The sequence below is a fragment of the Sinorhizobium medicae genome (assembly GCF_007827695.1).
Taxonomy (GTDB): domain Bacteria; phylum Pseudomonadota; class Alphaproteobacteria; order Rhizobiales; family Rhizobiaceae; genus Sinorhizobium; species Sinorhizobium medicae.
This window is the reverse complement of record NZ_VITA01000004.1, coordinates 210443-234478: the sequence shown is the minus strand read 5'-3', so window position 1 is coordinate 234478 and position 24036 is coordinate 210443. Positions and strand designations below refer to the sequence as shown.

At 62.3% G+C, this 24036-nt stretch carries 21 protein-coding genes and 1 riboswitch; of the genes, 13 read left to right on the top strand and 8 right to left on the bottom strand.

Features of this window, described 5'->3' with window-relative positions:
• Window positions 1–2: 2 nt before the first annotated feature.
• On the bottom strand, window positions 3–917 hold the full coding sequence (locus FB009_RS08850) for a polyprenyl synthetase family protein (RefSeq protein ID WP_012067329.1): 915 nt from the start codon (window positions 915–917) through the stop codon (window positions 3–5).
• Between the two features lie 151 nt (window positions 918–1068).
• Here FB009_RS08850 and mtgA point away from each other — a divergent pair, with 151 nt between their 5' ends.
• From mtgA to rpmF, 3 genes are all read left to right on the top strand, one after another.
• Entirely contained in the window at window positions 1069–1857 is a 789-nt protein-coding gene (gene mtgA / locus FB009_RS08845; RefSeq protein ID WP_012067328.1) for a monofunctional biosynthetic peptidoglycan transglycosylase, read from the top strand.
• Window positions 1858–1935: 78 nt separating this feature from the next.
• Window positions 1936–2583: a glutathione S-transferase family protein gene (locus tag FB009_RS08840; protein WP_012067327.1), complete on the top strand. Its 648-nt coding sequence runs from the start codon at window positions 1936–1938 to the stop codon at window positions 2581–2583.
• Window positions 2584–2720: 137 nt separating this feature from the next.
• Entirely contained in the window at window positions 2721–2906 is a 186-nt protein-coding gene (gene rpmF / locus FB009_RS08835; protein WP_012067326.1) for a 50S ribosomal protein L32, read from the top strand.
• 81 nt (window positions 2907–2987) lie between these two features.
• Here the strand turns inward: rpmF and phaR are convergent, their stop codons facing one another.
• The gene (gene phaR, locus FB009_RS08830; RefSeq protein ID WP_012067325.1) at window positions 2988–3566 is read right to left on the bottom strand and encodes a polyhydroxyalkanoate synthesis repressor PhaR; all 579 of its coding nucleotides are present in this window, start codon (window positions 3564–3566) and stop codon (window positions 2988–2990) included.
• A gap of 222 nt (window positions 3567–3788) precedes the next feature.
• Here phaR and FB009_RS08825 point away from each other — a divergent pair, with 222 nt between their 5' ends.
• The 7 genes from FB009_RS08825 to FB009_RS08795 all read left to right on the top strand — a co-directional run bounded on the left by FB009_RS08825 (window position 3789) and on the right by FB009_RS08795 (window position 13086).
• A complete protein-coding gene (locus tag FB009_RS08825) occupies window positions 3789–4970 on the top strand; it encodes an acetyl-CoA C-acetyltransferase (protein WP_012067324.1) in 1182 nt (393 codons plus the stop codon).
• Between the two features lie 114 nt (window positions 4971–5084).
• Complete coding sequence (gene phbB / locus FB009_RS08820; protein ID WP_145161553.1) at window positions 5085–5810, top strand: acetoacetyl-CoA reductase; 726 nt, start codon at window positions 5085–5087, stop codon at window positions 5808–5810.
• Window positions 5811–6580: 770 nt separating this feature from the next.
• Entirely contained in the window at window positions 6581–9646 is a 3066-nt protein-coding gene (locus FB009_RS08815; protein WP_028054314.1) for a DEAD/DEAH box helicase, read from the top strand.
• 9 nt (window positions 9647–9655) lie between these two features.
• Window positions 9656–10069 carry an RNA-binding S4 domain-containing protein gene (locus FB009_RS08810; RefSeq protein WP_012067321.1) on the top strand — a complete coding sequence of 138 codons (414 nt, stop codon included), beginning with the start codon at window positions 9656–9658 and terminating at the stop codon, window positions 10067–10069.
• Between the two features lie 398 nt (window positions 10070–10467).
• The gene (fdxA, locus tag FB009_RS08805; RefSeq protein WP_012067320.1) at window positions 10468–10806 is read left to right on the top strand and encodes a ferredoxin FdxA; all 339 of its coding nucleotides are present in this window, start codon (window positions 10468–10470) and stop codon (window positions 10804–10806) included.
• Between the two features lie 407 nt (window positions 10807–11213).
• Window positions 11214–11783: a CarD family transcriptional regulator gene (locus tag FB009_RS08800; protein WP_012067319.1), complete on the top strand. Its 570-nt coding sequence runs from the start codon at window positions 11214–11216 to the stop codon at window positions 11781–11783.
• Between the two features lie 436 nt (window positions 11784–12219).
• Window positions 12220–13086 carry an RNA polymerase factor sigma-32 gene (locus FB009_RS08795; RefSeq protein WP_012067318.1) on the top strand — a complete coding sequence of 289 codons (867 nt, stop codon included), beginning with the start codon at window positions 12220–12222 and terminating at the stop codon, window positions 13084–13086.
• 298 nt (window positions 13087–13384) lie between these two features.
• Here the strand turns inward: FB009_RS08795 and FB009_RS08790 are convergent, their stop codons facing one another.
• The 4 genes from FB009_RS08790 to thiB all read right to left on the bottom strand — a co-directional run bounded on the left by FB009_RS08790 (window position 13385) and on the right by thiB (window position 18695).
• Window positions 13385–14896: a M48 family metalloprotease gene (locus FB009_RS08790; protein ID WP_012067317.1), complete on the bottom strand. Its 1512-nt coding sequence runs from the start codon at window positions 14894–14896 to the stop codon at window positions 13385–13387.
• 418 nt (window positions 14897–15314) lie between these two features.
• Window positions 15315–16022, bottom strand: a complete 708-nt coding sequence (thiQ, locus tag FB009_RS08785; RefSeq protein ID WP_018209250.1) for a thiamine ABC transporter ATP-binding protein — start codon at window positions 16020–16022, stop codon at window positions 15315–15317.
• Window positions 16019–17620, bottom strand: a complete 1602-nt coding sequence (gene thiP, locus FB009_RS08780; RefSeq protein WP_018013039.1) for a thiamine/thiamine pyrophosphate ABC transporter permease ThiP — start codon at window positions 17618–17620, stop codon at window positions 16019–16021. Before thiP ends, thiQ begins: the two co-directional genes overlap by 4 nt.
• A 46-nt stretch (window positions 17621–17666) precedes the next feature.
• Window positions 17667–18695: a thiamine ABC transporter substrate binding subunit gene (thiB, locus tag FB009_RS08775; protein WP_012067314.1), complete on the bottom strand. Its 1029-nt coding sequence runs from the start codon at window positions 18693–18695 to the stop codon at window positions 17667–17669.
• A 47-nt stretch (window positions 18696–18742) separates the two neighbouring features.
• Window positions 18743–18857, bottom strand: a riboswitch (TPP riboswitch).
• Window positions 18858–19001: 144 nt separating this feature from the next.
• On the opposite strand from thiB, the gene FB009_RS08770 reads away from it, so the two are divergent.
• The 3 genes from FB009_RS08770 to FB009_RS08760 all read left to right on the top strand — a co-directional run bounded on the left by FB009_RS08770 (window position 19002) and on the right by FB009_RS08760 (window position 22045).
• Window positions 19002–19487: a GNAT family N-acetyltransferase gene (locus FB009_RS08770; RefSeq protein ID WP_012067313.1), complete on the top strand. Its 486-nt coding sequence runs from the start codon at window positions 19002–19004 to the stop codon at window positions 19485–19487.
• A 76-nt stretch (window positions 19488–19563) separates the two neighbouring features.
• Window positions 19564–20214, top strand: coding sequence for a thiamine diphosphokinase (locus FB009_RS08765; protein ID WP_024310898.1), 651 nt, complete (start codon window positions 19564–19566; stop codon window positions 20212–20214).
• A 4-nt stretch (window positions 20215–20218) separates the two neighbouring features.
• The gene (locus tag FB009_RS08760; RefSeq protein WP_012067311.1) at window positions 20219–22045 is read left to right on the top strand and encodes an ABC-F family ATP-binding cassette domain-containing protein; all 1827 of its coding nucleotides are present in this window, start codon (window positions 20219–20221) and stop codon (window positions 22043–22045) included.
• A 268-nt stretch (window positions 22046–22313) separates the two neighbouring features.
• Here FB009_RS08760 and FB009_RS08755 read toward each other — a convergent pair whose 3' ends face one another.
• Together FB009_RS08755 and FB009_RS08750 are read right to left on the bottom strand one after the other, a co-directional pair.
• Window positions 22314–23138 carry an amino acid ABC transporter permease gene (locus FB009_RS08755; protein WP_012067310.1) on the bottom strand — a complete coding sequence of 275 codons (825 nt, stop codon included), beginning with the start codon at window positions 23136–23138 and terminating at the stop codon, window positions 22314–22316.
• A gap of 68 nt (window positions 23139–23206) precedes the next feature.
• Window positions 23207–24016 carry a basic amino acid ABC transporter substrate-binding protein gene (locus tag FB009_RS08750; RefSeq protein ID WP_012067309.1) on the bottom strand — a complete coding sequence of 270 codons (810 nt, stop codon included), beginning with the start codon at window positions 24014–24016 and terminating at the stop codon, window positions 23207–23209.
• Window positions 24017–24036 lie beyond the last annotated feature (20 nt).

Below are 24036 nucleotides of genomic sequence, written 5' to 3'. Positions count from 1 at the left end.
TATCAGTTCCTGCGGTTGGCAATGAAACGAGCGGTCTCGGCAAGGACCTCCGAACGGGCGCCATAAGGCTCAAGGAGCGCTTCCGCCTCGGCCACCAGGCTTTCGAGCCGCTGCTCGGCCCAGGGCTGTCCGTGCAGCGCGACGAGTGTACCCTTTCCTCGCGCGGCATCCTTTCCGGTTGCCTTGCCTATGTGCGCGGCGTCGGCGGTGAGGTCGAGCAGATCGTCCGCAAGCTGGAAGGCGAGGCCGATCTTCTCTCCGAAGGCCCGCAGACGCTGGCGGTCCTCGGCCGCCGCATCCGCGATGATCGCGCCCGCCTCGCAGGCGAAGCGGAGAAGCGCGCCGGTCTTCATCGATTGCAGGAGTACGATGCCCGTCTCATCGGGGGCGCTCTTTTCGGCGGCAAGGTCGAGTGCCTGCCCCCCAGCCATGCCCCCGTGCCCTGCCGCCCGTGCGAGCGCCAGCACGAGCGCGGTCTTCTGGCGATCGGAAAGGGCTGTCTCCGGCGCCGCGATGATGTCGAAGGAGAAGGTCAGCAGGCTATCGCCCGCGAGGATCGCGGTTGCCTCGTCGAAGGCGACGTGCACCGTCGGTTTTCCGCGCCGCATGTCGTCGTTGTCCATCGCCGGCAGATCGTCATGGACAAGCGAGTAGCAATGAATGCATTCGAGCGCAGCGCCAATTCTCAGTGCCGCTTGCACATCGCCGCCGAGGAGCGCCGCAGTTTCGCTGACAAGAAAGGGCCGCAGCCGCTTGCCGCCATTGAGCACCGCATGACGCATGGCTTCGAGCAGGTTCGCAGGGCGGGAAATTTCGCCGCCACGCACGGCCGGGTCGAGCAATGTCTCGAGCAGCGCTTCGACCGCGACCGCATTGGACTTGAGGCGCTCTGGAAAGGATGATCTTTCGTCTGTCATACGAGGCTCTTTGGCATGCGGCGGAGCGGCTTTCAACGGGCTTTCACGTCGCAGCGCGCACAGCCTCTCGGTGATGATGCACCTTCTGAGCCTTGCCTTTTGCCAGAAAGGCCGTTCAACTTTGGCTCGCCATGGCATATGAGGGAGGTGGATGGAAAACCGGGCGGACGGGAAAGAGGTGGACGGGCGGGGCGTGGACATCATTTCGGAAGAGCGCGAGGAAGCGGAATTGCCCGCCGGCCGGCAGACGGCCGTGCGACGGACGTGGCGTGCGCGTCGTCGCCGCCTCGTTCTACTCGTGCTCTCCATCCTGTTCCTGCCCTACGCGCTGATCTTCTTCTATCTCGCCGAGTTCATTCACCCGGTCTCTACCCTGATGCTGCGCGACCTCGTGCTGGCGCGCGGCTATGACCGGCAATGGGTCGAGTTCGACGACATCGCGCCGGTGCTCGTCCAGTCGGTAATGATGTCGGAGGACGGGCAGTTCTGCTCGCATGCCGGCGTCGATTGGGCTCAGATGCGCGCCGTCGTAGAGGATGCGCTCGACGGCGGACAGACGCGCGGCGCCAGTACGATCCCGATGCAGACCGCCAAGAACCTGTTCCTCTGGAATGGCCGTTCCTTCGTGCGCAAAGCGATGGAGCTGCCGCTCGCGGTCGCCGCCGATTTCGTCTGGAGCAAACGGCGCCTGATGGAGATTTATCTGAACGTCGCCGAATGGGGCGAGGGCATTTACGGGATCGAAGCTGCAGCCCGGCATCATTTCGGCGTTTCGGCGGCGGAGCTCTCGCGCCGTCAGGCTGCTCTTCTCGCCGTATCGCTGCCAAATCCGGTCGACCGCAACGCCGGCAAACCGGGGCGCGGTCTGCGGCGTCTCGCCTCGGTGATCGAGCGCCGGGCAAGCCGCTCCGGCGGCTATATCACGTGTCTTTATGATTGAGATGAATCCAATTCATTGGTCTGTCGGCCTTTGATGTGGCAAGGCTGCCGTCCGGAACTTCAGGCGGAGACAAAAATCATGGCCAAGCTCGTCCTCTATGTCGGCAACAAGAACTATTCGTCCTGGTCGCTCCGGCCATGGCTGGCACTCACGGCCAGCGGCATTCCGTTCGAAGAGGTCGTCATTCCCTTCGACTTTCCCGCCGGCAACCCCCGCATTCGCGAGATGTCGCCGACAGGACGTGTTCCGGTACTCCATCATGGCGAAACCCGCGTGTGGGAATCGCTCGCCATTATCGAATATGCGGCGGAGCTCTTTCCGGAGGCTGGCCTCTGGCCCGATAGCCGCGAGGATCGCGCACGCGCGCGGAGCTATTCGATGGAGATGCTCTCCGGCTTCCAGGCACTGCGCGGCGCCTGCCCCATGAACATCCGCCGGTCGAAGAAGGCGATCGATCTGCCCGACGGCGTTACCGAGGATGTGGCGCGGATCGAGACGATCTGGCACGAGCAAACCGCGCGGTCTGGCGGTCCGTTCCTCTTTGGCCGGTTCACCGCCGCGGATGCCATGTTCGCACCTGTCGTCATCCGCTTCGAAGTCTATGACCTCGTGAAAGATCCGGCGACGCTTGCCTATATGGCGGCCGTCCGAGGGCATCCGGCCTTCCGCAAGTGGGAAGAGGCCGCGAAAGCCGAGCCCTGGATCGTTCCGGAGGATGAAGCCTGAATCGAAAATTTGTGCGCGGGGACTGGTCAAACTGCGGTCCGGCATGTATAAGCGCGCGAAATTCCGAGATCGACATCTGTTTGACCCGGCCATTTTCGGCTGCTGAACAGTGTTTTGCCCGATAAGTGGAGAATGAAATGGCTGTACCGAAAAGAAAAACGAGCCCGTCCAAGCGTGGCATGCGCCGTTCCGCTGACGCCCTCAAGGCTCCGACCTACATCGAAGACAAGAATTCCGGCGAACTGCGCCGCCCGCATCACATCGACCTGAAGACCGGCATGTATCGCGGCCGCCAGGTTCTGACGCCGAAGGAAAGCGCATAAGCGCATATCACTCGCGGATGAAATTCGAAGGGTCGGCATTGCCGGCCCTTTTTCTTTGGTACGGCTCCGAATGCCTGAAAGTCAGCCGAGATTATCCAGCTTCGTCTGGAGGGCTCGAAGCTGTTCTTTCAATTCGTCGATGTCTTTCGCTTCGGCCTTCTTGCTTTCTTTTGCGGCTGGGGCCGCCATGAAGGGCGAGAACATCTGCATGGCCTGATGGAACATTTCGGTGTTGCGCCGGACCTGTTCCTCGACCAGTTGCAGCGGCACTTTGAGGTTCTTGCCGATCGGCGTCTCACCGAAGGCCTTGGTGATCTGCTCGCGCATCTGAGCCTGCTGTTCGGTGAAAGCCTGCATCGAGTGTTCGAGATAGCTCGGCACGACCATCTGCATCTGGTCGCCATAAAAGGAGATCAACTGGCGGAGAAAGGAAATCGGCAGGAGCGTGTTACCGGTTTTCGACTCCTGCTCGAAGATAATCTGCGTCAGCACGGAATGGGTTATATCTTCGCCGGACTTTGCGTCCTGTACGATGAAGTCCTCGCCCCTCTTCACCATGACAGCCAGGTCATCGAGGGTTACGTACGTGCTCGTACCGGTGTTGTAGAGCCGCCGGTTCGCATATTTCTTGATAACGATCTGGCCTTCGTTTTTCCCCATCAGGGTCTCCTCTTACCCATCGTCCCGTCTTTATTGTACTTTTCAGAGTATCCGCAAAAGAGCGCCACTGACAATCTCTTTGTGCAATGCGGCGACGCAGGTGCGAACAAGCGTCGGCAAGCCCTCCTGAAGCTTTTGCGGCAGTGCAACTCGCCGTTTGACTTGCGCCCCTCCCTTTGCCAGTCTGCCTCCATCAGGCAAAGCAAATATGAGGAACGTCCCATGAGCAATCCCTCGATCGTCATCGCCAGCGCCGCCCGCACGGCCGTCGGCTCCTTCAATGGCGCCTTCGGCAATACGCCTGCGCACGAATTGGGCGCGGCCGCGGTCAAGGCGGTTCTGGAGCGGGCCGGTGTCGAAGCCGGCGAAGTGGACGAGGTGATCCTCGGGCAGGTGCTGCCGGCGGGCGAGGGGCAGAATCCGGCGCGCCAGGCGGCGATGAAAGCCGGAGTCCCGCAGGAAAAGACCGCCTGGGGCATGAATCAGCTCTGCGGCTCCGGCCTGCGCGCCGTGGCGCTCGGCATGCAGCAGATCGCAACCGGTGATGCGAAGGTCATCGTCGCCGGCGGCATGGAGTCGATGTCCATGGCGCCGCATTGCGCGCACTTGCGGGGCGGCGTGAAAATGGGCGATTACAAGATGATCGACACGATGATCAAGGACGGCCTGACGGACGCCTTCTATGGATATCACATGGGCACTACCGCGGAGAACGTCGCGCGGAAATGGCAGCTTACGCGCGAGGAGCAGGACGAATTCGCGCTGGCCTCCCAGAACAAGGCCGAAGCCGCCCAGAAAGCCGGCCGCTTCGCCGACGAGATCGTTCCTTTCGTCGTCAAGACGCGGAAAGGCGACGTCACTGTCGACCAGGACGAATACATACGTCACGGCGCCACGCTGGAATCGATTGCGAAGCTTCGCCCGGCTTTCGACAAGGAAGGCACCGTCACTGCCGCCAACGCGTCGGGCCTCAATGACGGCGCCGCCGCCGCTCTGCTGATGACCGAGGCCGAGGCCGGCCGGCGCGGCATCCAGCCGCTTGCCCGCATCGTCTCCTGGGCCACGGCGGGCGTCGACCCGCAGATCATGGGCACGGGCCCGATCCCCGCATCGCGCAAGGCACTTGAAAAAGCCGGCTGGTCGGTCGCCGAAATTGAACTCGTAGAGGCCAACGAGGCCTTCGCGGCCCAGGCATGCGCCGTCAACAAGGATCTCGGTTGGGACCCGTCGATCGTCAACGTCAATGGCGGCGCGATCGCCATCGGACATCCGATCGGCGCGTCCGGAGCCCGCGTGCTGAACACGCTTCTTTTTGAAATGAAGCGGCGCAACGTCTCGAAGGGCCTTGCGACACTCTGCATCGGCGGCGGCATGGGGGTCGCCATGTGCGTGGAACGCCTTTAGCCGACGCCCGGTGAGCCGGGCGACTTCCAGATCCGGATATGCACAGGCGGCCCGGGCTCCGGGCCGCGGAAGGACGATTTTCGCCAATTTGGCTTAACAGAGCGGGAGGCACTAATGAGCAGGGTAGCATTGGTCACGGGCGGATCGCGCGGCATCGGCGCGGCAATCGCCATCGCGCTGAAGGCAGCGGGCTACAAGGTGGCTGCGAATTACGCGGGCAATGACGAAAAAGCCCAGGCTTTCAAACAGGAGACCGGCATCCCCGTTTATAAGTGGGATGTCTCGAGTTACGAGGCCTGCGTCGACGGCATTGCCAGGGTCGAGGCGGACCTGGGGCCGGTAGATATCCTCGTCAACAATGCCGGCATCACACGTGACGCGATGTTCCACAAGATGACGCCGCAACAATGGGTCGAAGTCATAGGCACGAATCTCACCGGCGTTTTCAACATGACGCATCCGATCTGGTCGGGGATGCGCGACCGCGGGTTCGGCCGCATCGTCAACATCTCGTCGATCAACGGTCAGAAGGGGCAGATGGGACAGGCGAACTATTCTGCCGCCAAGGCCGGCGATCTCGGCTTCACCAAGGCGCTTGCTCAGGAAGGGGCAGCGAAGGGAATCACGGTAAATGCCATTTGCCCGGGTTATATCGGCACGGAAATGGTGCTCGCCGTACCGGAGAAGGTGCTTAACGAGCGGATCATCCCGCAGATACCCGTCGGCCGCCTGGGCGAACCGGAAGAAGTCGCGCGATGCGTCGTGTTCCTCGTGTCGGATGATGCCGGCTTCATTACCGGTTCCACGATCTCGGCCAATGGTGGCCAGTACTTCGCCTGAGACTTTTTTCTGACCGACTGTGTTCCCGCCGCCCTTTGCGGCGCCGGATTTTTTTCGACGGGCATTCGGCGGCTGGACCACGGTTTTTTGGGTTGGATCGGCCTCAGGAGACCGCACGCAGTGTTCCTCATCCGGCTCTACATGTTGTGGTGAACGAAAGGGGAAAATGGCCGTGCCGACGAGTCGCGAGCGAACTGCCCGGCAAAAGCCGAATACCCGCGAAGCGATTCCTATTCCCGGATTCGCGCGCCGGCCTCGTGAATCCCGTTAATTTTTTTCAATCATTCCAAACTCTTGGATTCGGAATCCTTTGCGCGGTTCAGAGCAATGCTGCGAAATGAAGAGGCCGCTTGGGACCTTTCGACGTATGTTTCTTGCCCGGATTCAGCATATGGTGCGTAACTAGATGTTGAAGCCCATATATAGCCGTGAACATAGAGTGAATCAGAGAGAGTCAGCGATTCGTCGCTGATTCGTTCCGGCGCTGTTCCGGAATCTTGAGCCGCAAGTTCTACGTGAGGCGCAAGATATGGTTGGGCGCTTTTGAGTTTTTATTGTCCATGAACCCTTGCGTTCGGCGCGTCGCATGGGCATCTGTTTCCCGCCGGAAGGTGAAAGCCCCGCCGGCTCCAATGCATCTATTCCTGGAGCGGGACCGGTTTGAGAATAGAGGCATGCGGCAATTCAAGCACTGCAGCGATCTTCGTGCGTCTGAAAAACGTGCGGCGCTGCAAAGACTGCCTGGGATCGAGATCTTGTCCTTTCAATCCATGATCCTGAGCGGCCGCGGTGTAACCGCGGTGCTCGGACCTACCAATACCGGCAAGACCCATTATGCTATCGAGCGCATGGTCGCGCATGACAGCGGCGTCATCGGGCTGCCGCTGAGATTGCTCGCGCGTGAGGTCTATACGCGCCTGGTGGAGAAGGTCGGCCATCATAATGTCGCGCTGATAACGGGCGAGGAAAAGATCGCGCCCCACCGGGCCCGGTACTCGGTCTGCACGGTGGAGGCGATGCCGCGCGAGACGACGGCCTCTTTCGTGGCGATCGACGAGGTCCAGCTCGCAGGCGATCTCGAACGCGGTCACATCTTCACGGACAGGGTCCTGCACCTTCGCGGTCGCGGCGAGACGCTGTTCCTCGGGGCTGCGACGATGCGGCCCATTCTCGAATATCTTCTGCCCGGCATCACCGTGGTCGAACGGCCGCGTATGTCGCAGCTCCTCTATGCCGGATCCAAAAAGATCACGCGCCTGCCGAACCGCTCCGCAATCGTCGCCTTTTCGGCCGACGAGGTCTATGCGATAGCAGAGCTCATCCGGCGGCAGCGCGGCGGGGCGGCCGTCGTTCTGGGCGCTCTTTCGCCGCGGACCCGCAATGCCCAGGTGGCCCTCTACCAGGAGGGAGACGTCGATTATCTCGTGGCAACCGATGCGATCGGCATGGGGCTGAACCTCGACGTCGACCACGTGGCCTTCGCCCAGGACCGGAAGTTCGACGGTTATCAATATCGCAACCTCAATCCGGCGGAGCTCGCGCAGGTGGCGGGGCGCGCGGGCAGGCACGTTCGGGACGGGACGTTTGGCGTCACGGGCCGCGTCGACCCTTTCGAGGAGGAGCTTGTTCACCGGATCGAATCGCATGAGTTCGACCCCGTCCGGGTGCTGCAATGGCGCTCCAAGGCGCTGGATTATTCTTCAGTGAAGGCGCTGAAGAAAAGCCTGGAGGCGGCACCGGCGGTCTCCGGGTTGGCGCGGGCGCTCCCGGCCGTCGATCAGCAGGCTCTCGAGCATCTGACGCGCTACCCGGAGATCGTCGACGTAGCGACGACGTCCGAGCGCGTGGAGAAGCTGTGGGAAGCCTGCGCACTCCCGGACTACCGCCGCATTACGCCCGCCCAGCATGCGGATCTGATCTCGAGTATCTATGCCGACCTCGTTCGCCATGGGACGGTCAATGAGGATTTCATGGCCGAACAGGTCCGGCGTGCCGATCACACGGACGGGGAAATCGACACACTTTCGGCGCGAATTGCGCAGATCAGGACCTGGACCTATGTGTCCAATCGGCCCGGGTGGCTTGCCGATCCGACACACTGGCAAGAAAAGACGCGGGAAATCGAAGATCGATTGTCCGACGCGCTACATGAACGGTTGACGAAACGCTTTGTTGATCGCAGGACATCTGTGCTCATGAAGCGCCTGAGAGAGAATGCGATGCTGGAAGCAGAAATCAGTGTGAATGGTGATGTCTTCGTCGAGGGACACCATGTGGGTCAGCTAGCCGGTTTCCGGTTCACGCTCGTTGCGGGCAGCGAGGGAACGGACGCGAAGGCCGTGCAGGGCGCCGCCCAGAAGGCGCTCGCGCTGGAATTCGAAGCGCGCGCCGCCCGTCTCCACGCGGCCGGTAATGGCGATCTGGCCCTGTCGTCGGACGGTCTCGTCCGTTGGCTCGGGGATCCGGTCGCGCGGCTCACGGCGAGCGACCATGTCATGCGTCCCCGGGTGATCCTGCTTGCCGACGAGCAGCTCCAGGCCAATGCGCGCGAGCATGTACTCGCTCGGATCGAGCGCTTCGTAAATCATCACATCAGCACGGTGCTGAAGCCGCTGGACGATATCTCGCGCGCCGAGGACCTGGAGGGGCTTGCCAAAGGGCTTGCCTTCCAGCTCGTCGAAAACCTCGGCGTGCTCTTCCGTCGCGACGTTGCAGAAGAGGTGAAGTCGCTCGATCAGGAGAGCCGTGCATCTATCCGCAGATACGGTGTTCGCTTCGGAGCCTATCACATCTTCCTCCCCGCGCTTTTGAAACCCGCTCCGGCGGAGCTGATCACGCTGCTCTGGGCGCTGAAAAACGATGGGCTCGACAAGCCGGGCTACGGCGACCTCATCCCGATGCTCGCTGCTGGGCGGACCTCCGTCGTCACCGACCCTTCCTTCGAGCGGACCTTCTACAGGCTCGCGGGCTTCCGATTCCTCGGCAAGCGCGCGGTGCGCATCGATATACTCGAGCGGCTTGCCGATCTCATCCGTCCGCTTCTCCAGTGGAAGCCGGGGACGTCGCCGCGTCCCGAGGGCGCCTATGACGGCCGCCGTTTCGTGGCGACGACATCGATGCTGTCCATACTCGGGGCAACGCCTGACGACATGGAGGAGATCCTCAAGGGGCTCGGCTATCGTGCCGATGCCGTGACCGCCGAAGAGGCGGCCGCATTCCTGGCAAGTCAGAACGGCGCTACCCCGGCGGACACACCTGCCGGAGAAGCCGCCGTGAGCGAAACGGATGCCGGGGCTCAACAGACCGGTGAACCGGCTGCAGAGGCCGAAGCGGCCCGCATACCGCCAGCAGAGGCTGAGACGCGCGATGCACCGGCCGCGGAAGCGGAAGCGGCCGATGCTGCGACCAGCGGGCAGGAAGTCGCGCCGACCAGCGACGAAACACCGGCGCCGGCCGAGCCTGAGACGCCGGCTGAATCCAAGCCGGTGCTCCTGTGGCGGCCCGGCACGCGTCAGGACAATCAGCGGCAAGGCGGTCGCCAAGGCGAACAGCGCCGCGGTGGACAGCGGCATGCCCAGACCGAGGGACGCGAGGGCGGCCGCAGGCAGGGCGCCCAGGGCAAGCCGCCAGGCAAGCCGAGGGAAGGCAAGCCTCAGGAGGGCAAGGGTTCGGAAGGAAGGCCGGGCGGACAGCGCAAGGAGCGGGGCGACCGGTACGATCGCAGCAAGCCGTCTCCCGCCAAGTTCGAGGGGCGCCCGCCACGCAAGGAGAAGCCGATCGATCCGGATTCACCTTTCGCCAAGCTGGCTGCTCTGAAGGAGCAGATGAAGAAATAGGTTCGGGCCATGGAAAAACAGCCGCCGTCCGCCCCTGCAACGCGTCAGCGGCTCGACAAATGGCTGTTCTTTGCCCGGCTGATCAAATCGCGCTCGCTCGCTCAGAAGGCGATCGAGGCCGGTCACGTGGTGGTCAACGGCAAACGTGAAACGCAATCGTCCGCCCAGATAAAGGCCGGAGACATGCTCGAAGTGTCGCTGGAGCGGCGCGATCTGGTCTTGCGGGTGCTGCTGCCTGGGTCCCGCCGAGGGCCCTACGAGGAAGCCCGTCTGCTTTACGAGGATCTCACGCCCGCCGCGCCCGCCGGCAAGCCCACGCTTTACGAGCAGGCGACGCGAGACCGCGGAGCAGGGCGGCCGACGAAGCGGGAGCGTCGCGAAACCGACCGGCTGCGGCCGGGCGCGGACCACGAGGACGATTGAGTTTCGTCGCGCCGGGCACCGTCGGGACGCCCGATTGCCCTTCCTTTCAGGTGCCCTGCAACGGAATTCGGCACGCCGGTCCCGAGGCTGGAAAACTGTGCCCCCATAGGGGCAAATCGCGCATGGATAATTCTTGCAAAGGGCCGTCAAAGCCTTTACGTCACAAGCAACGCTGCAGCGCCGGGCCCATTTTTTCGGGGCGACGGCAGGTGTAGCAGGTTGAACCGATGCGTGGTTTCACCCCTGGATCGTTCCCGATTCACGAAGCCATGCGGAGGATGGCATTCAGGACTGCTTCGGCAGCTATGCGCTCCGGACATTCCTAGCATGCGCGGGCGATCGAGTGTCACCGTTGATTGCCGTCTGCCATCAAATGTGAGCATTGGCTGGAGTACCTCATGACGTATGTCGTGACCGATAACTGCATTCGCTGTAAGTACACGGACTGCGTCGAAGTCTGCCCGGTGGATTGTTTTTATGAGGGGGAGAACTTCCTCGTCATCCATCCGGATGAATGCATCGACTGCGGCGTATGCGAGCCGGAATGTCCCGCTGGGGCGATCAAGCCGGATACCGAGCCGGGTCTGGATATGTGGTTGAAGCTTAACGCAGATTTCTCCACGCAATGGCCGAACATCACCGTCAAGCGGGATCCGCTGCCGGAGGCTACGGAGATGGACGGCCTGGAAGGAAAGTACGAGAAGTATTTTTCTCCGGAGCCGGGACAGGGCGACTGAGGCGGCTCTGCGGCGCTGGAGCGTCGTACAGGCGGACGACAGATGGCAAGGCCGGAAAGCTGGGGAAAATCCCACCGGCACTTCGCGCTTGCGAGCGCGGCGACTTGATCGTTGCCGTGCAGCAAATTATTGATTTCCGCTCTTTTTTGTGATAGTTTTCTTACACTGATCCACAGAGGGTGCTTTTGCGCGCCCGAAAACCAGCACGAAAGCAAACGATCCTTCCGCGCGGCACTTTTGAGATATGCAACGGCCCGTTGCTTGTGACTGCGCCATAAGAGCTTGTTTGCGTTTCATTGGACGGACCAGGTGGACCCACCCGGCGGTATCCCCGTCTATCCCGGGCCTGACTGACCCGGCCCCGGCTCATGAGAGGCCGGGTGCGCACTAGGGAGTGTACGAAACGAATGACCACCCAGCAGAAGAAATCTTCAACGCGCCAAGGCTTCAAGACCGGTGAATCGATCGTTTATCCGGCTCATGGCGTTGGCCAGATCGTCGCGATCGAGGAACAGGAAGTCGCGGGCATGAAGCTCGAACTTTTCGTCATCGACTTCGAGAAGGATAAGATGCGCCTCAAGGTCCCCGTGGCGAAGGCTGTGGGTATCGGTATGCGCAAGCTGTCCGAAACCGATTTCGTCGACCGCGCGTTGAAGGTCGTGCAGGGCAAGGCGCGCGTGAAACGGACCATGTGGTCGCGGCGTGCCCAGGAGTACGATGCCAAGATCAACTCCGGCGACCTCATTTCCATCGCGGAAGTGGTGCGCGATCTTTATCGTGCCGAAAACCAGCCGGAGCAGTCCTATTCCGAGCGCCAGCTCTATGAAGCCGCGCTTGACCGGATGGCGCGCGAAATCGCTGCCGTGAACAAGATGTCGGAGACTGAAGCCGTTCGTCTCGTCGAGGCCCATCTCAACAAGGGTCCGAAACGCGGCAAGGCTATCGAAGAAGACGACGCACAGGACGAAGCCGCCTAGATCGCGGTTTGTCAGGTCGGATCGACCTAGAACAGGACGTGATCGGTTTCAAAGAGTTGAGAAGCGAACAAAAAACCCGGCCGCAGGCCGGGTTTTTTGTTGCCCTAGATTTGTTGCCAGTGCTCCCTGGGCGCCGCCGGACCTTACAATCAAATGCCGCAAGGAAGTCGCGGCCACAATCAAAAAGCGGTATCGCGCGCGGAACTTTTCCCGCCCGCGCACGTTTAACACTCCCGGCAGGGAGGTCTTTGCCTGTACTGCCGAGCGATCTGGCCCCGTGAATTCCTCACGCCTCAGGTTCGTATTCTTCCATTTAGGGCGCTCTGTCACTTCGTCAACCAGCGCCATCCGTCCCGTTGCCGAACGCGGCAAGAGACCGCTCGGCCTTTGGAGTTCAATCGCGAAATGGCGCTCGACGCCAGCTACGGAGCAATCGATGAAGACCCTCACAGCAGACAGGCGTATGATCAAGATTGCCATGGAAGCGCCCTATCTCGAGCGGGACGAGGAACATGCGCTCGCGGAGGCATGGCGCAACGACAACGACCAGGAGGCGCGCAACAAGATCGCGATGTCGCATATGCGGCTGGTCATCTCGATGGCGGCGAAGTTCCGTAGCTTTGGGCTGCCCATGGGAGATCTCGTGCAGGAGGGGCACATCGGTCTATTGGAAGCCGCAGCGCGCTTCGAACCGAGCCGTGAGGTGCGTTTTTCGACCTATGCGACCTGGTGGATCCGAGCCTCGATGCAGGACTATGTGCTGCGCAACTGGTCGATCGTGCGCGGGGGAACCAGTTCGGCGCAGAAGGCGCTTTTCTTCAACCTGCGCCGGCTGCGGGCCCGGCTCGCACAGGGCGACAGGCAGTTGACCTCGCAGGCGGTGCATGAGGAGATCGCCGCCGCAATCGGCGTGAGTCTCGCCGACGTACAAACGATGGATGCACGCCTCTCTGGAAACGACGCGTCGCTGCAGGCCCCCATAGGCGGCGGCGACCCGGATGCGGGGGCCCGGCTCGATTTTCTGGCGAGCGAGGCGCCTCTGCCCGATGAGCAGGTGAGCGACCTGATCGACGGGGAGCGCGCCCGACGGTGGCTGCACGTCGCTCTCGGGGAGCTTAGCGAACGCGAAATGAAGATCATCCGCGCACGGCGTCTCTCCGAGGACGGTGCAACATTGGAGGAACTCGGTGTTGCGCTTGGAATATCGAAGGAGCGCGTGCGGCAAATTGAAACACGTGCACTTGAAAAGCTGCGCGCGGCACTCACCGCCAGGGCCCCGGCCCTGACGGCGGCCCTGCATTAAGTCAAAGCCTGGCGAGATCGTTTGCTCCTCATCCGCCTACCGGTAATTTCTCGCCGCAAGCGGTGCGAAGGGACCAGCAAAGCTCGCTTTGCCTTGCACACGGGCTTTATACTCAGGGCTATTAGACGCAACGAGGACCTTCTCCCCATCATGCGGAGAAGGTCGCGGGAGCGGGATGAGGGCGGCCGCCACAGCGCCGTGCTTCATCGGACGCACAAAGGTCGCTGTAGTACTTTGATCTGCTGCATCTTTTTGTCCTTTAATCGGATCCGATTAAAGGAAATATGCGGTAGCCGTCTCACTCGGAAATGATCTTCACCTTGTCGCCCGGTCTGACGGTGGAGGTGATCTGCATCGCATTGATCAGGCGAAAGAGGTCGAGCTTCCGGTCGGTGCCCATCATGCGCGCCGCCAGTGTCGCGGTCGTGTCGCCGGACCGGACCGTGACCACCCGGACACGCAGCGGCTTCAGCGACTGAACTTCGCCAGACGTCATCCGTCGGAAGGACGTGCGCAGCTGGTCCGCTGTCGGCTGCAGTGCGCTGGAACCCTTTGGAACGGCCGTCAGAAAGCGGTATATGCGCTCGCCGAGCCTGATCACCGTGACGTCGAAATCCCAGCGGTCGGCGGAGGCGCGCGCCGTCGCGGCCTCCAGACCATTGACCCGGATGGAACGGATCGTATCGGGCTTGAGGCCGGTCACCCAGCCGCTGGCGATGTAATCGGTCAGGTTGCGCCCGCTCGTATCGGCGATGCCGTCGAAACGGACGGCCACTTCACCAGGACCCGTGGCAAGTACGGCCTCTGCCTTGTTGTCGATCTGAAAACCTGTGGGCACGTCGAAGCGTATGCCGAGCTGGCCGTGCAGGAAGGTCTGTCCACGGACATAGCCTTCCTGCGGACTGTCGCCATAGAGGATACCGTCGATTCCCGCGAGATAGTAGTCGCGCCCGCGATCGCCGCTTGTGCCCTCGAGACCAAAGGCACGCGCATGCCGTCGCGCGAGGTCGACGCGCTGCGGCGCGTTAGGGTGGCTCGACAGAAAGTCCAGGCTCTGGTCTGCCTCCGGATCGACCGCACTGAAGCGGCTATAGGCAGCCATGGAATCGAGAAAGCGTGCCGCCGCATAGGGATCGTAGCCCGCTTCTCCCAGCATGCGGACGCCGATCACGTCCGCCTGCAGTTCCTGATTGCGTGAAAAGGCCGCGAGGCGCAGCTTACCCCGGGCAAGCGCCTGTTTGCCGGCGAGATCGGAAGACAGCACCTCGGAAACGACGCGGCTGGCGATCACCTCCGCCTCCTCGCGCTGCTGTCGCTGAATGCCGTGATTGGCCGTCACATGGGCCATCTCGTGCGAGAGCACGGCTGCCACTTCAGAGGCGTCGTTGGCAAGCGCCAGCAGACCCCGCGTGACGTAGAGATAGCCGCCGGGGAGCGCGAAAGCGTTGATCGCCGGCGAATTGAGAATGGTGATGCGGTAGGATTGCTGGGGATTTTCCGAAACGGCCGTCAGGGCGCCGGTGATCCGGGCGACCAGCCGCTCTGTCTTGGCGTCGCGGTACTCACCGCCATAGCTCGCAACGATGCGCGGATGTTCGCGTGCGCCGAGTTGGGCACGCGGATCGTTCTTCTGCACCTCTTCGACGATCTGCGGATTGGAGGATGGCGAAACGGTCGGCTCGTAGGTCTGTTCGATTACCGACTGGCAGCCGGCGACCAGCGTCGTGGCCGCCAATACAACCAACGCTCGTGCGCGCACGGTTCCATGCCGCCGCGGAAACCAGTCATTCTTGACTGCCTGCCTTATCATGCCTCAGCCCGTTCCCATCCGCCGGCGCGACCCGCGGCTTACAGCCATTCATCGCAATCGGCGAAAAGTCCTACTTTTTCAGCCGGATGCGATGCACCGGCGCGGGTGTTTCAGCCAGAGATTCTGCTGTATCCGATTTCAGCTCTGCCTGCCTAGCCGACCCCAGTAGAAATAGTTGCCCCGTGGTTTCGCAGCAACGGATGCGCGAATTTTTGAAGACATCCGCTGCTGCATGCCCATGATCCGCAGCCTATCACGGGCGAACAAGCAGCTGTTCGAAGCGCTGACAGCGACCTCTTGCCCGTCTGCAGAGCACGGCGCCGTAGTGCACACCGCGCGTCGCACAGCGCAGAGGTCAAATTGTGGCGAACGGCAAATTTAGAGCGCAATGAAGAAAACTGCGCACGTTTTTCCGTCCTTACCCGAGGAACCGGCTGATTGCAGGAATGTCTCGGCGCTCGAAAAACCTGGCGGTCTCATCATGGGCGATAATACGGCCCTGGTCGAGGAAAATGACGCTTTCGGCCAGCGCCCTCACGTCATCGGGATGATGCGTGATCATCAGTATCGTATTGCCTTCCTCCTGGTGCAAATCGCGGATGAGACTACGCATCTCCGTCCGCAGGCCGGGATCGAGCGCCGCGAAAGGCTCGTCGAGCAGGAGTATCGGCCGGTGCCTTACGAAAGCCCGGGCGAGCGCTACCCTCTGACGTTCCCCGCCCGACAGGGTCGGGGGAAGGCGGCTGCCGAATCCGGCGAGGCCCACCCGGCTGAGCGCATCCTCCACCTTCATGCGCTCGGCCGCGCCGAGCCGCAGCGCCGCGCTGATGCCGAAGCCGACATTGGTGGCCACGTCGAGATGCGCGAAAAGGTTATGCTCCTGGAAGATGACGGAGACCGGGCGTTCCGCCGGTGGGCGGCCAGCCATCTCCTCGCCGAAAATGCGGACCTCTCCACGATCGGGCGGCTCGAAGCCGGCAATGACGTTGAAGAGTGTCGACTTGCCCGAACCGGATGCGCCGGCGACCGCGACGATACCGCCCGCGGCAATGGTGCAGTCGAAGGCGAGCGTCGTCGCGTCAAAGCTTATCTCGACGCCCCTGAGGGCGAGAGCGGTGGAAATCATGCGCCTTTACCTTCAGGCTCTTCTCCCGCCGTGCCGAGCACCGTCAGGACCAGGCAGAGGAGGCCTAGGAACAGCGCGAGCCCGGCCGCATCGGCGGTGCGATAGCTGCCCATCCGGCTATAGAGCAGATAAGGGAGGGTTACCATGTCCTGCGAGCCGAAAAGTGCGACCGCTCCCAGATCCCCCAGGGACAGGGCCATGGCAAAGGAGAATGCGACGAAAAGGGGTTTGCGCAGGCCAGGCCAGTCGATCCATAGCAGGCGTTGAAAGCCGGCGATTCCAAGGCTTGCGGCAAGGCGACCGGTGCGCACGGCGTGCGTCGCCATGGCGGGTGCGAGCACCCGGTGAACGAAGGGAAGCGCCATGAGCGCGTTGATGGCGACGACGACGGCAGGGGCGAAGCGGGCGACGTCGCCGAAAGGCCTCAACAGCAGGAACCACCCGGCGCCGAGCACGACGGGTGGTATCAGCAGGATAAAGGATGTGCTCGCACCGATAGCGCCGGCGAAAAAACGTGCCGTCATTCCGGGGCGCCGCTGCGCCAGTGCGAGACTTTCGGTGCGGATCATCAGCGCCGTCACAGCGACCGAAATGACGGCGGAGAGTACCGAGATGGTCGCGCTCATCGCGAGCGCCCGATGGAACACCGGCTCGCTCAGAAGCCGGAACAGATCAGCCTTCGAACCGGCATAGGCGATGGCTGCAAACGGCAGGCCTACCAGGCCGGCGGCGAGGACCAGCCAAACCCGGTCGGCAAGCCGGGAAAGACTGCTTGCACCGTCGGAACGCCGGATCGACTTGCCGCTCGTCTCACCCTCCGGCGGCGGCGGCGCGATCAATTTCAGGACGAGAAGCAGCGCACCTGTAAGGGCGACCTGAAGTGCCGCCAGGGCGATCGCTCGCGGCGGGTCGAAATCGAAGCGCAGCGCCTGATAGATGGCCACTTCGATGGTGCTGGCGGCCGGACCGCCACCAAGCGTCAGCACGAGTGTGAAGCTGGTCGCGCAGAGCATGAAGACGAGTCCGGCGATGCCGGGAAGCAATCCGCGGATCACCGGCCACTCGATGAAGCGGAAGATGGCGAAGGCGCTCATGCCGAGATTGGCGGAGGTGCGCCAATACTCGGCCGGAATGCGCTCGATGCCGGCAAGCATCAGACGGGCGGCGAGCGGCATGTTGAAAAAGACATGGGCGATGAGAATGCCGGAGAGCCCATAGATGCTGACCGGTTGCTCCAGCCCGGCCGCCGCGAGCACCCTGTTCAAAAGCCCCTGTCGTCCCCAGATCTCAATGAGGCCGAGAGCGCCGACGAGGGCCGGAAGGCCGAGAGGCAGCGCCAGCAGCCGCAACATCCAGATGCGGCCGGGGAACGAAGCCTGGCGGGCAAGTGCGCGGGCCACCGGTATGGCGAGCAGCACGGAAAAGAGCGTGGAAAGGCCTGCCTGCAGCAGTGTGAAGCGTGTTATGCGCCAGATATAGGCGTCAAGGAACGGACCGGCATCGTTGCCGCCGGTCGATTGGGCGAGCAGCGACCCGGCTGCGAGGCCGATGAAAAGCAGAACGCCGCCAAGGGCGAAACCCCCGGCGGCCATTGTCATCCTGTTTTCGGCCGTCCTGTTTTGGTTGGCGACAGACAATCCAGCCTCAGTTCCTGCTCATCGCCGTCAGCCACTCATCGATCCAGGCCCTGCGGTTGGCCGCAACCTCCTCGGAGGGGATGAGAAAGGTCTTCCGGGGTTCGACGAGCTTTCCGAAGGCCTCCGGCAGCGGTTCCTTTGTGGCCGTCACCGGCATCATCCAATTGGTCGTCGGGATGATCGACTGGAATTCCGGACCGATCATGAAGTCCAGAAACTTCCGGGCGAGCTCCGGGTCCTTCGCGTTCTTCGTCAATGCGGCGACTTCGATCTGGATGTAGTGGCCCTCGGTGAACGGGGCCGCCTGATAGCGCTCGGTATCTTCCGCGACCATGTGATATGCGGGCGAGGTGGTGTAGGACAGAACCATCGGCGCCTCACCCTTGGTGAAGAGGCCATAGGCCTCCGACCAGCCCGGCGTGACCGTCAGCACACGCGCCTTGAGCTTTGCCCAGGCCTCGCCGGCCCGATCGCCATAGACCGATTTCACCCAAAGCAGCAGGCCGAGGCCGGGGGTGGAAGTGCGCGGGTCCTCGATCACGATCTTCTGCGTTGGATCGCCTTCCACCAGATCCCTGAGGCTCTTCGGCGGGCTCTTCAGCATCTCGGTATCGTACACCACGGCGAAATGGCCGTAGTCATAGGGGATGAAGGTGTCGTCGGTGAAACCACCAGGAACATCGACGGAAGTGGTATCGACGCCGTGCGGAACGAAGAAGCCGGTCGCCTTGGCCTCGGCAACGAGATTGGTGTCGAGACCGAGCACGACGTCGGCTTTGGATCCCTCACCTTCGAGCTTCAGCCGCGTCAGCAGTTCGACCCCGTCGGCGACGCCCACATAATCGACCTTGCAGTCGCAGACCTTCTCGAAGGCTTCGGAGACCTTCGCGCCCGGCCCCCATTCTGTGATGAAGCTTTCGTAAGTGTAGACCGTCAGCGTCTTTTCCGCGGCGAAAGCACTTGCGGAAACGCCCGTGACGGTGGCCGCTGCAATCATGAACCCGGCAAGTGTTCTGCCGTGGAGTGAAATGGACATTGTGGCACCTCTCCCTTTGTCGTTGCTGCACGGGAAAAGCGCGTATCGGTCCGATCGCTTCTAATCCCTCCGCCGGTATGAGCCGGATCAGGTTCCGCGGGTTGGCTCGAAGCCTCTCAGCCCTGGTTCGAATTCAAACCGAAGGCACCCCGTTAGAGCAGCAGAAGATTTAGCTTTCGCCAGCCGCTTAGGCAAGCGGAGTTTCGGCAGCGTTTCTGCAGAGACGTTTGCCGTCCGCGCCAGGCGCGCTATTAAAGGTCAAACCATTGCCGGCGCCTTTTGTTCGCCGAAAGCGGAGACACTTCCATGGCAGACATGCTCGTCCGTCTCTATGCCTTGCCCGAGCGCGGCCCTTCCCGTCTTGCGCCCGACGTTCGCATCCGCCGGGCGCTGGCGGCCGAGCGGCGGGTCGTTATTGCCTGGATCGAGGAACGCTTCGGGGCCGGATGGGCCGGGGAGGCCGAAACGGCCTTCTCCTCGACGCCGGCCCGGATCCATATCGCTCACGATCGGGACCGGATTTTGGGCTTCGCCTGCCACGATGTCACCGCTCTCGGCTTCTTCGGTCCGACCGGAGTGGAAGCGGCGATGCGCGGCAAGGGCATAGGCGAGGCGCTGCTCATCGAAAGCCTGCTATCCATGCGCGCGGCCGGCTACGCCTATGCGATCATCGGCGGCGTCGGTCCCGCCACGTTCTATGCCCGCGCCGTCGGCGCGGTGGAGATCGCGGGTTCGACGCCGGGAATCTATGCCGGCATGCTCTTTCCCGGGGATTTAGCGTCCGGAACCTGATCCGTGCCCGCCGCGTTGGCAAAACAGCGGACGAGGCCCTTTTCCTTCACCGCTGCTTTGCGCTATGGGCTTAGCGATGACCCGACCACCCTTCACAATCCTTCTCGGCGGTGCGCTGATGCCGACCGGCCGTCTTGCTCGACAGCTCGAAGGCAGCCGGTTTGTCGCGGCCGACGGCGGCATGCGCCACGCGAGGACGCTCGGGATCGTGCCCGATCTCTGGGTGGGCGATTTCGATTCGACCGACGACGCTCTTCTGGCGGAGTTTGCGGATGTCCCGCGGGAACGCCATCCCGCCGCCAAGAACGCGACGGATGGCGAGATCGCCGTCGAGGCGGCTGTCGGGCGTGGCGCGTCCTCGCTGATCTTCGCGGGCGGGCTCGGCGGCGCGCGCAGCGACCACGCCTTCCTGCATCTCCTCGGCACCGTAGCTCTTGCCGAGAGCGGGATTGACGTGATGATGACCTCCGGAGAAGAGGAAGCCTATCCGCTGCTGCCCGGTTCGCAGGAGATCGAGCTACCGGAAGGCAGCCTTTTCTCGATTCTGGGCTTTTCGGATCTTGATGGCCTCTCGATCGAGAACGTGCGGTATCCCCTCAAGGAGTTCCATTTGCCCTTCGGCTCCTCGCGCACCATTTCGAACATCGCGGACGGAACGGTCCGCTTCACCCTGAAATCCGGCCGGGCCGTCATCCTCGCCCGGCCCTATGATCTTTCCGGAGCCTGATGCCTTGGCGCCTCCCATTTTGAAGCTGGACGACATTTTCCTGACCTTCGGCGGCACGCCGCTGCTTGCGGGGGCAGGCCTGCAGGTGGAGTCCGGCGACCGCATCTGCCTCGTCGGCCGCAACGGCTCGGGCAAGTCGACGCTGATGAAGATCGCTGCCGGGCTGGCTGAGCCGCAGTCGGGAGAGATATTCAGACATCCCTCCGTGACGATCCGATATCTGCACCAGGCGCCCGATTTCGAGGGATTCGATACCGTACAGGCCTATGCGGAAGCAGGCCTTGGTCCCGGCGACGATCCTTACCGGGTCGTCTACCTGCTGCAGCATCTGGGGCTGACCGGCGAGGAGGAGCCGCAGCGCCTTTCCGGAGGTGAGGCGCGGCGTGCCGCGCTCGCTCGCGTGTTGGCGCCGGAGCCCGACATACTGCTTCTCGACGAGCCGACGAACCATCTCGACCTGCCGACGATCGAGTGGCTGGAAGACGAGCTCGTCCGCAGCCGATCGGCACTGGTGCTGATCTCGCACGACCGGCGTTTTCTCGAAAACGTGTCGACGGCGACCGTCTGGCTCGACAGGGGCCAGTCGCGGCGTCTTGACCGGGGCTTCGCTCATTTCGAGGCATGGCGCGACGAGGTGCTGGAAGCGGAAGAACTCGAGCAGCACAAACTCGGAAAAGCGATCGAGCGTGAGGAGCACTGGCTGCGCTATGGAGTGACCGCGAGGCGCAAGCGCAATATGCGCCGGTTGGGTGAGTTGCACGACATGCGGGCTCGCCATCGCGGGCACAAGGGCCCGCAGGGGACCGTGCAAGCGACGGCTGCCGATGCCAAGGAGTCCGGCAAGCTCGTCATCGAGGCGGAAAAAATCACCAAGGCTTACGGTGACCGCGTGATTGTCGCGCCCTTTTCGATCCGCGTCCATCGCGGCGATCGGATCGGCCTCGTCGGGCCGAACGGCGCCGGCAAGACGACGCTCCTGAAGCTCCTGACCGGCCAGATCGCGCCGGATAGCGGCAGCATCCGGCTGGGCACCAATCTTGAGATCGCGACGCTCGACCAGAAACGCGAAGAGCTGAACCTGGACGAGACCTTGGCGCATTATCTGACCGACGGACGCGGCGAGACCCTCCTCGTCAATGGCGAGCAGCGCCATGTCACCGGCTATATGAAGGAATTTCTTTTCCAACCGGAGCAGGCGCGTACGCCCATTCGCGACCTGTCTGGCGGCGAGCGAGCGCGCCTCATGCTTGCTCGCATCCTGGCGCGTCCCACCAATCTTCTGATCCTCGACGAGCCGACCAACGACCTTGACATCGAGACGCTCGACCTTCTGCAAGAAATTGTCGCCGGATTTGCGGGAACCGTGATCCTCGTCAGTCACGATCGCGATTTCCTCGACCGTACGGTGACATCCACGATCGCACCGGCCAACCCGGAAACGCCCGATGGCCGCTGGATCGAATATGCCGGCGGCTATTCCGATATGATGGCGCAGCGCCGGGGGGCGCTCGCGGATAAACGCAGGAGCGAGAAGGGCGGGAAGGCGAAGTCGAGCGATGCCTCGCCCTCGCCGAGCGAGCCTCAGAAAGCGAAGGGCAAGCTTTCCTACAAGCAGAAATTCGCGCTCGAAAACCTGCCGAAAGAGATTGCCGGCACGGAAGCGAAGATCGCCAGGTGCGAAGAGAGAATGGCCGATCCGGAGCTTTTCTCGCGCGACCCGAACAGCTTCGCCAAGCTCGCCGCGGAGCTCGATACGTTGAAGACGGCCCTGATACGGATGGAAGAGGAGTGGCTCGAACTCGAAATGCTGCGCGAGGAGATCGAGGGCTGACCCCGGGATTGCGATATTGCTGAAGGGCAGTACCCTTGCCGCACCCGCGTCTCAACTCCTGGATTCGATCACGTTCATGTTCTTAAGCCCGGCCCGACCTAAAAACATTGTCATCTGCAGCGCCGTGCGTCTTATCAGACGCCCAAAGGTCGCTGTAGCACTTTGATCTGCTGGATGTTTTTCTCCTCTAATCGGATCTGATCAAAGGAAACATGCAGTGGTCTAGAGAATTTCCGCTTTTCTCCGCTACGCACTTTTCTTGGAAGCTTTAGCGGACTTGCGACCGCCTCAGACGCTGCTCGACAGCCCTTAGCGCCAGTGAAAGCCCTATCGTCAGCACGAGATAGACATAGGCAACGATGGAGTAGGTCTCGAAAAAGCGGAAGGATCCCGAGGCATAGATCTTGCCCATCTGGGTCACGTCGGCGACGCCGAGCACCGAGACGAGCGAGGAATCCTTGACCATGGCCACGAAATCGTTGCCCAGCGGCGGCAGGATGACGCGGATTGCCTGCGGAAAGACGACGAGGCGAAAACGCTGGTAGCGGGAAAGCCCGAGCGCCTTCGCCGCCTCCACCTGGCCCTTGTCGACCGACTGGATGCCGGCGCGGAATACCTCGGCGATGAAGGCCGAGTAGCCGATCATCAGCGCGATGATCGCGCGCCACATCAGGGAAACGTCGCGCACGACGAACGCCTCCATCCATCCCGCCGAGATCAGGGGGGCCGCCACGAAATTCGCAGCCGTTACCAACGCTGGCGCGCCGACGAAGGCGATGTAGAACAGGAGCACGAGAATAGGCACGCCGCGGATGACTTCCGTGTAGAAGCGCGCAATCTGGCGCAGCGCAACATGCCCGGAAAGCGCCATCAGGGCGACACCGAGGCCGAGCAGCGTCGCAAGCACGAAGCCGACGAGAGTTACGAATACGGTGACGCCCAGTCCCTTCAGGACGACTGTGAATACCTGCGTGAATATGTCATTGGCAGCAATGACAAGAGCCAGCGCCGCCGCGATGAGGATCAGGGCGATCAGCCACCAGGGATAATCGCCCTTCTGAGACGGAGTGTCGGATGATTGGACCGGCGTCATTACAATTCCAATAACGGGGAGCGGGGTGCGGCAGCAAGCCGCACACGATTCCTCTCCCGCTCCAGGGATCAGCCGCCCATTTTGTAATCGAGAAACCACTTCTTGTTGAGCGCGTCCAAGGTGCCGTCGTCCTTGAGCGCCTTGATGGCGGCATTGACCGGCGCCACAAGCTCCGATCCCTTCGGGAAGATGAAGCCGAAATCCTCGGTGCCGAGCGGCCCGCCGACCACCTTGAGCTGGCCTTCGGAGGAATCGACATAGCCCTTGGCCGCAACGCTGTCGGTCAGGACCAGATCGACGTCGCCGGCCTTCAGGGCCTGCACCGTCGCACCGAAGGTCTCGAACAGCTTGATCCGCGGGTTCTGCTCGTTGCCATCGAGAATTTCGTAAACTGCCGTGTAGAACGGCGAGGTACCGGGCTGAGCGCCGATCAACCCGCTTTCAAGCGCCGCGAAACTCTTCGCATCGCTAAAGCGGGTCTCGTCGCCCCGCACCAGCATGAACTGCTCCGATCGCAGGTAGGGATCGGAAAAATCGACCTTTTCCTTGCGGTCGTCCTTGATGGTGATCCCGGTCATTCCGATCTGGTACTGACCGTCGGAAACGGCCTGGATCATCGCATCCCAGCTGGTGTTCTGATATTCGACCTTGAAGTTCAGCCGCTTGGCGATCTCGTTCATCGCGTCATATTCCCAGCCGATGGCCTGGCCGGATTTGGGATCCACGAACTGCAGCGGGGGGTAGGCGTTCTCGGTCACCACGACGACCGTCTTGCCGCCGAGGTCGGGCAGGTCGCTTGCGAAAGCGGGCGCGGAGACTGCGAGTGGAGCGGCAAGAACTGCGGCAATGCCCGCAAGCACGTGGCGACGTATTGTCATTGAGGACTCCCAAAGATTGT

Bases quoted from the DNA above. Each gene is read 5' to 3' on its own strand.
- FB009_RS08850 (WP_012067329.1), bottom strand. From the start codon at position 917: ATGACAGACGAAAGATCATCCTTTCCAGAGCGCCTCAAGTCCAATGCG.
- mtgA (WP_012067328.1), top strand. From the start codon at position 1,069: ATGGAAAACCGGGCGGACGGGAAAGAGGTGGACGGGCGGGGCGTGGAC.
- FB009_RS08840 (WP_012067327.1), top strand. From the start codon at position 1,936: ATGGCCAAGCTCGTCCTCTATGTCGGCAACAAGAACTATTCGTCCTGG.
- rpmF (WP_012067326.1), top strand. From the start codon at position 2,721: ATGGCTGTACCGAAAAGAAAAACGAGCCCGTCCAAGCGTGGCATGCGC.
- phaR (WP_012067325.1), bottom strand. From the start codon at position 3,566: ATGGGGAAAAACGAAGGCCAGATCGTTATCAAGAAATATGCGAACCGG.
- FB009_RS08825 (WP_012067324.1), top strand. From the start codon at position 3,789: ATGAGCAATCCCTCGATCGTCATCGCCAGCGCCGCCCGCACGGCCGTC.
- phbB (WP_145161553.1), top strand. From the start codon at position 5,085: ATGAGCAGGGTAGCATTGGTCACGGGCGGATCGCGCGGCATCGGCGCG.
- FB009_RS08815 (WP_028054314.1), top strand. From the start codon at position 6,581: ATGATCCTGAGCGGCCGCGGTGTAACCGCGGTGCTCGGACCTACCAAT.
- FB009_RS08810 (WP_012067321.1), top strand. From the start codon at position 9,656: ATGGAAAAACAGCCGCCGTCCGCCCCTGCAACGCGTCAGCGGCTCGAC.
- fdxA (WP_012067320.1), top strand. From the start codon at position 10,468: ATGACGTATGTCGTGACCGATAACTGCATTCGCTGTAAGTACACGGAC.
- FB009_RS08800 (WP_012067319.1), top strand. From the start codon at position 11,214: ATGACCACCCAGCAGAAGAAATCTTCAACGCGCCAAGGCTTCAAGACC.
- FB009_RS08795 (WP_012067318.1), top strand. From the start codon at position 12,220: ATGAAGACCCTCACAGCAGACAGGCGTATGATCAAGATTGCCATGGAA.
- FB009_RS08790 (WP_012067317.1), bottom strand. From the start codon at position 14,896: ATGATAAGGCAGGCAGTCAAGAATGACTGGTTTCCGCGGCGGCATGGA.
- thiQ (WP_018209250.1), bottom strand. From the start codon at position 16,022: ATGATTTCCACCGCTCTCGCCCTCAGGGGCGTCGAGATAAGCTTTGAC.
- thiP (WP_018013039.1), bottom strand. From the start codon at position 17,620: ATGACAATGGCCGCCGGGGGTTTCGCCCTTGGCGGCGTTCTGCTTTTC.
- thiB (WP_012067314.1), bottom strand. From the start codon at position 18,695: ATGTCCATTTCACTCCACGGCAGAACACTTGCCGGGTTCATGATTGCA.
- FB009_RS08770 (WP_012067313.1), top strand. From the start codon at position 19,002: ATGGCAGACATGCTCGTCCGTCTCTATGCCTTGCCCGAGCGCGGCCCT.
- FB009_RS08765 (WP_024310898.1), top strand. From the start codon at position 19,564: ATGACCCGACCACCCTTCACAATCCTTCTCGGCGGTGCGCTGATGCCG.
- FB009_RS08755 (WP_012067310.1), bottom strand. From the start codon at position 23,138: ATGACGCCGGTCCAATCATCCGACACTCCGTCTCAGAAGGGCGATTAT.
- FB009_RS08750 (WP_012067309.1), bottom strand. From the start codon at position 24,016: ATGACAATACGTCGCCACGTGCTTGCGGGCATTGCCGCAGTTCTTGCC.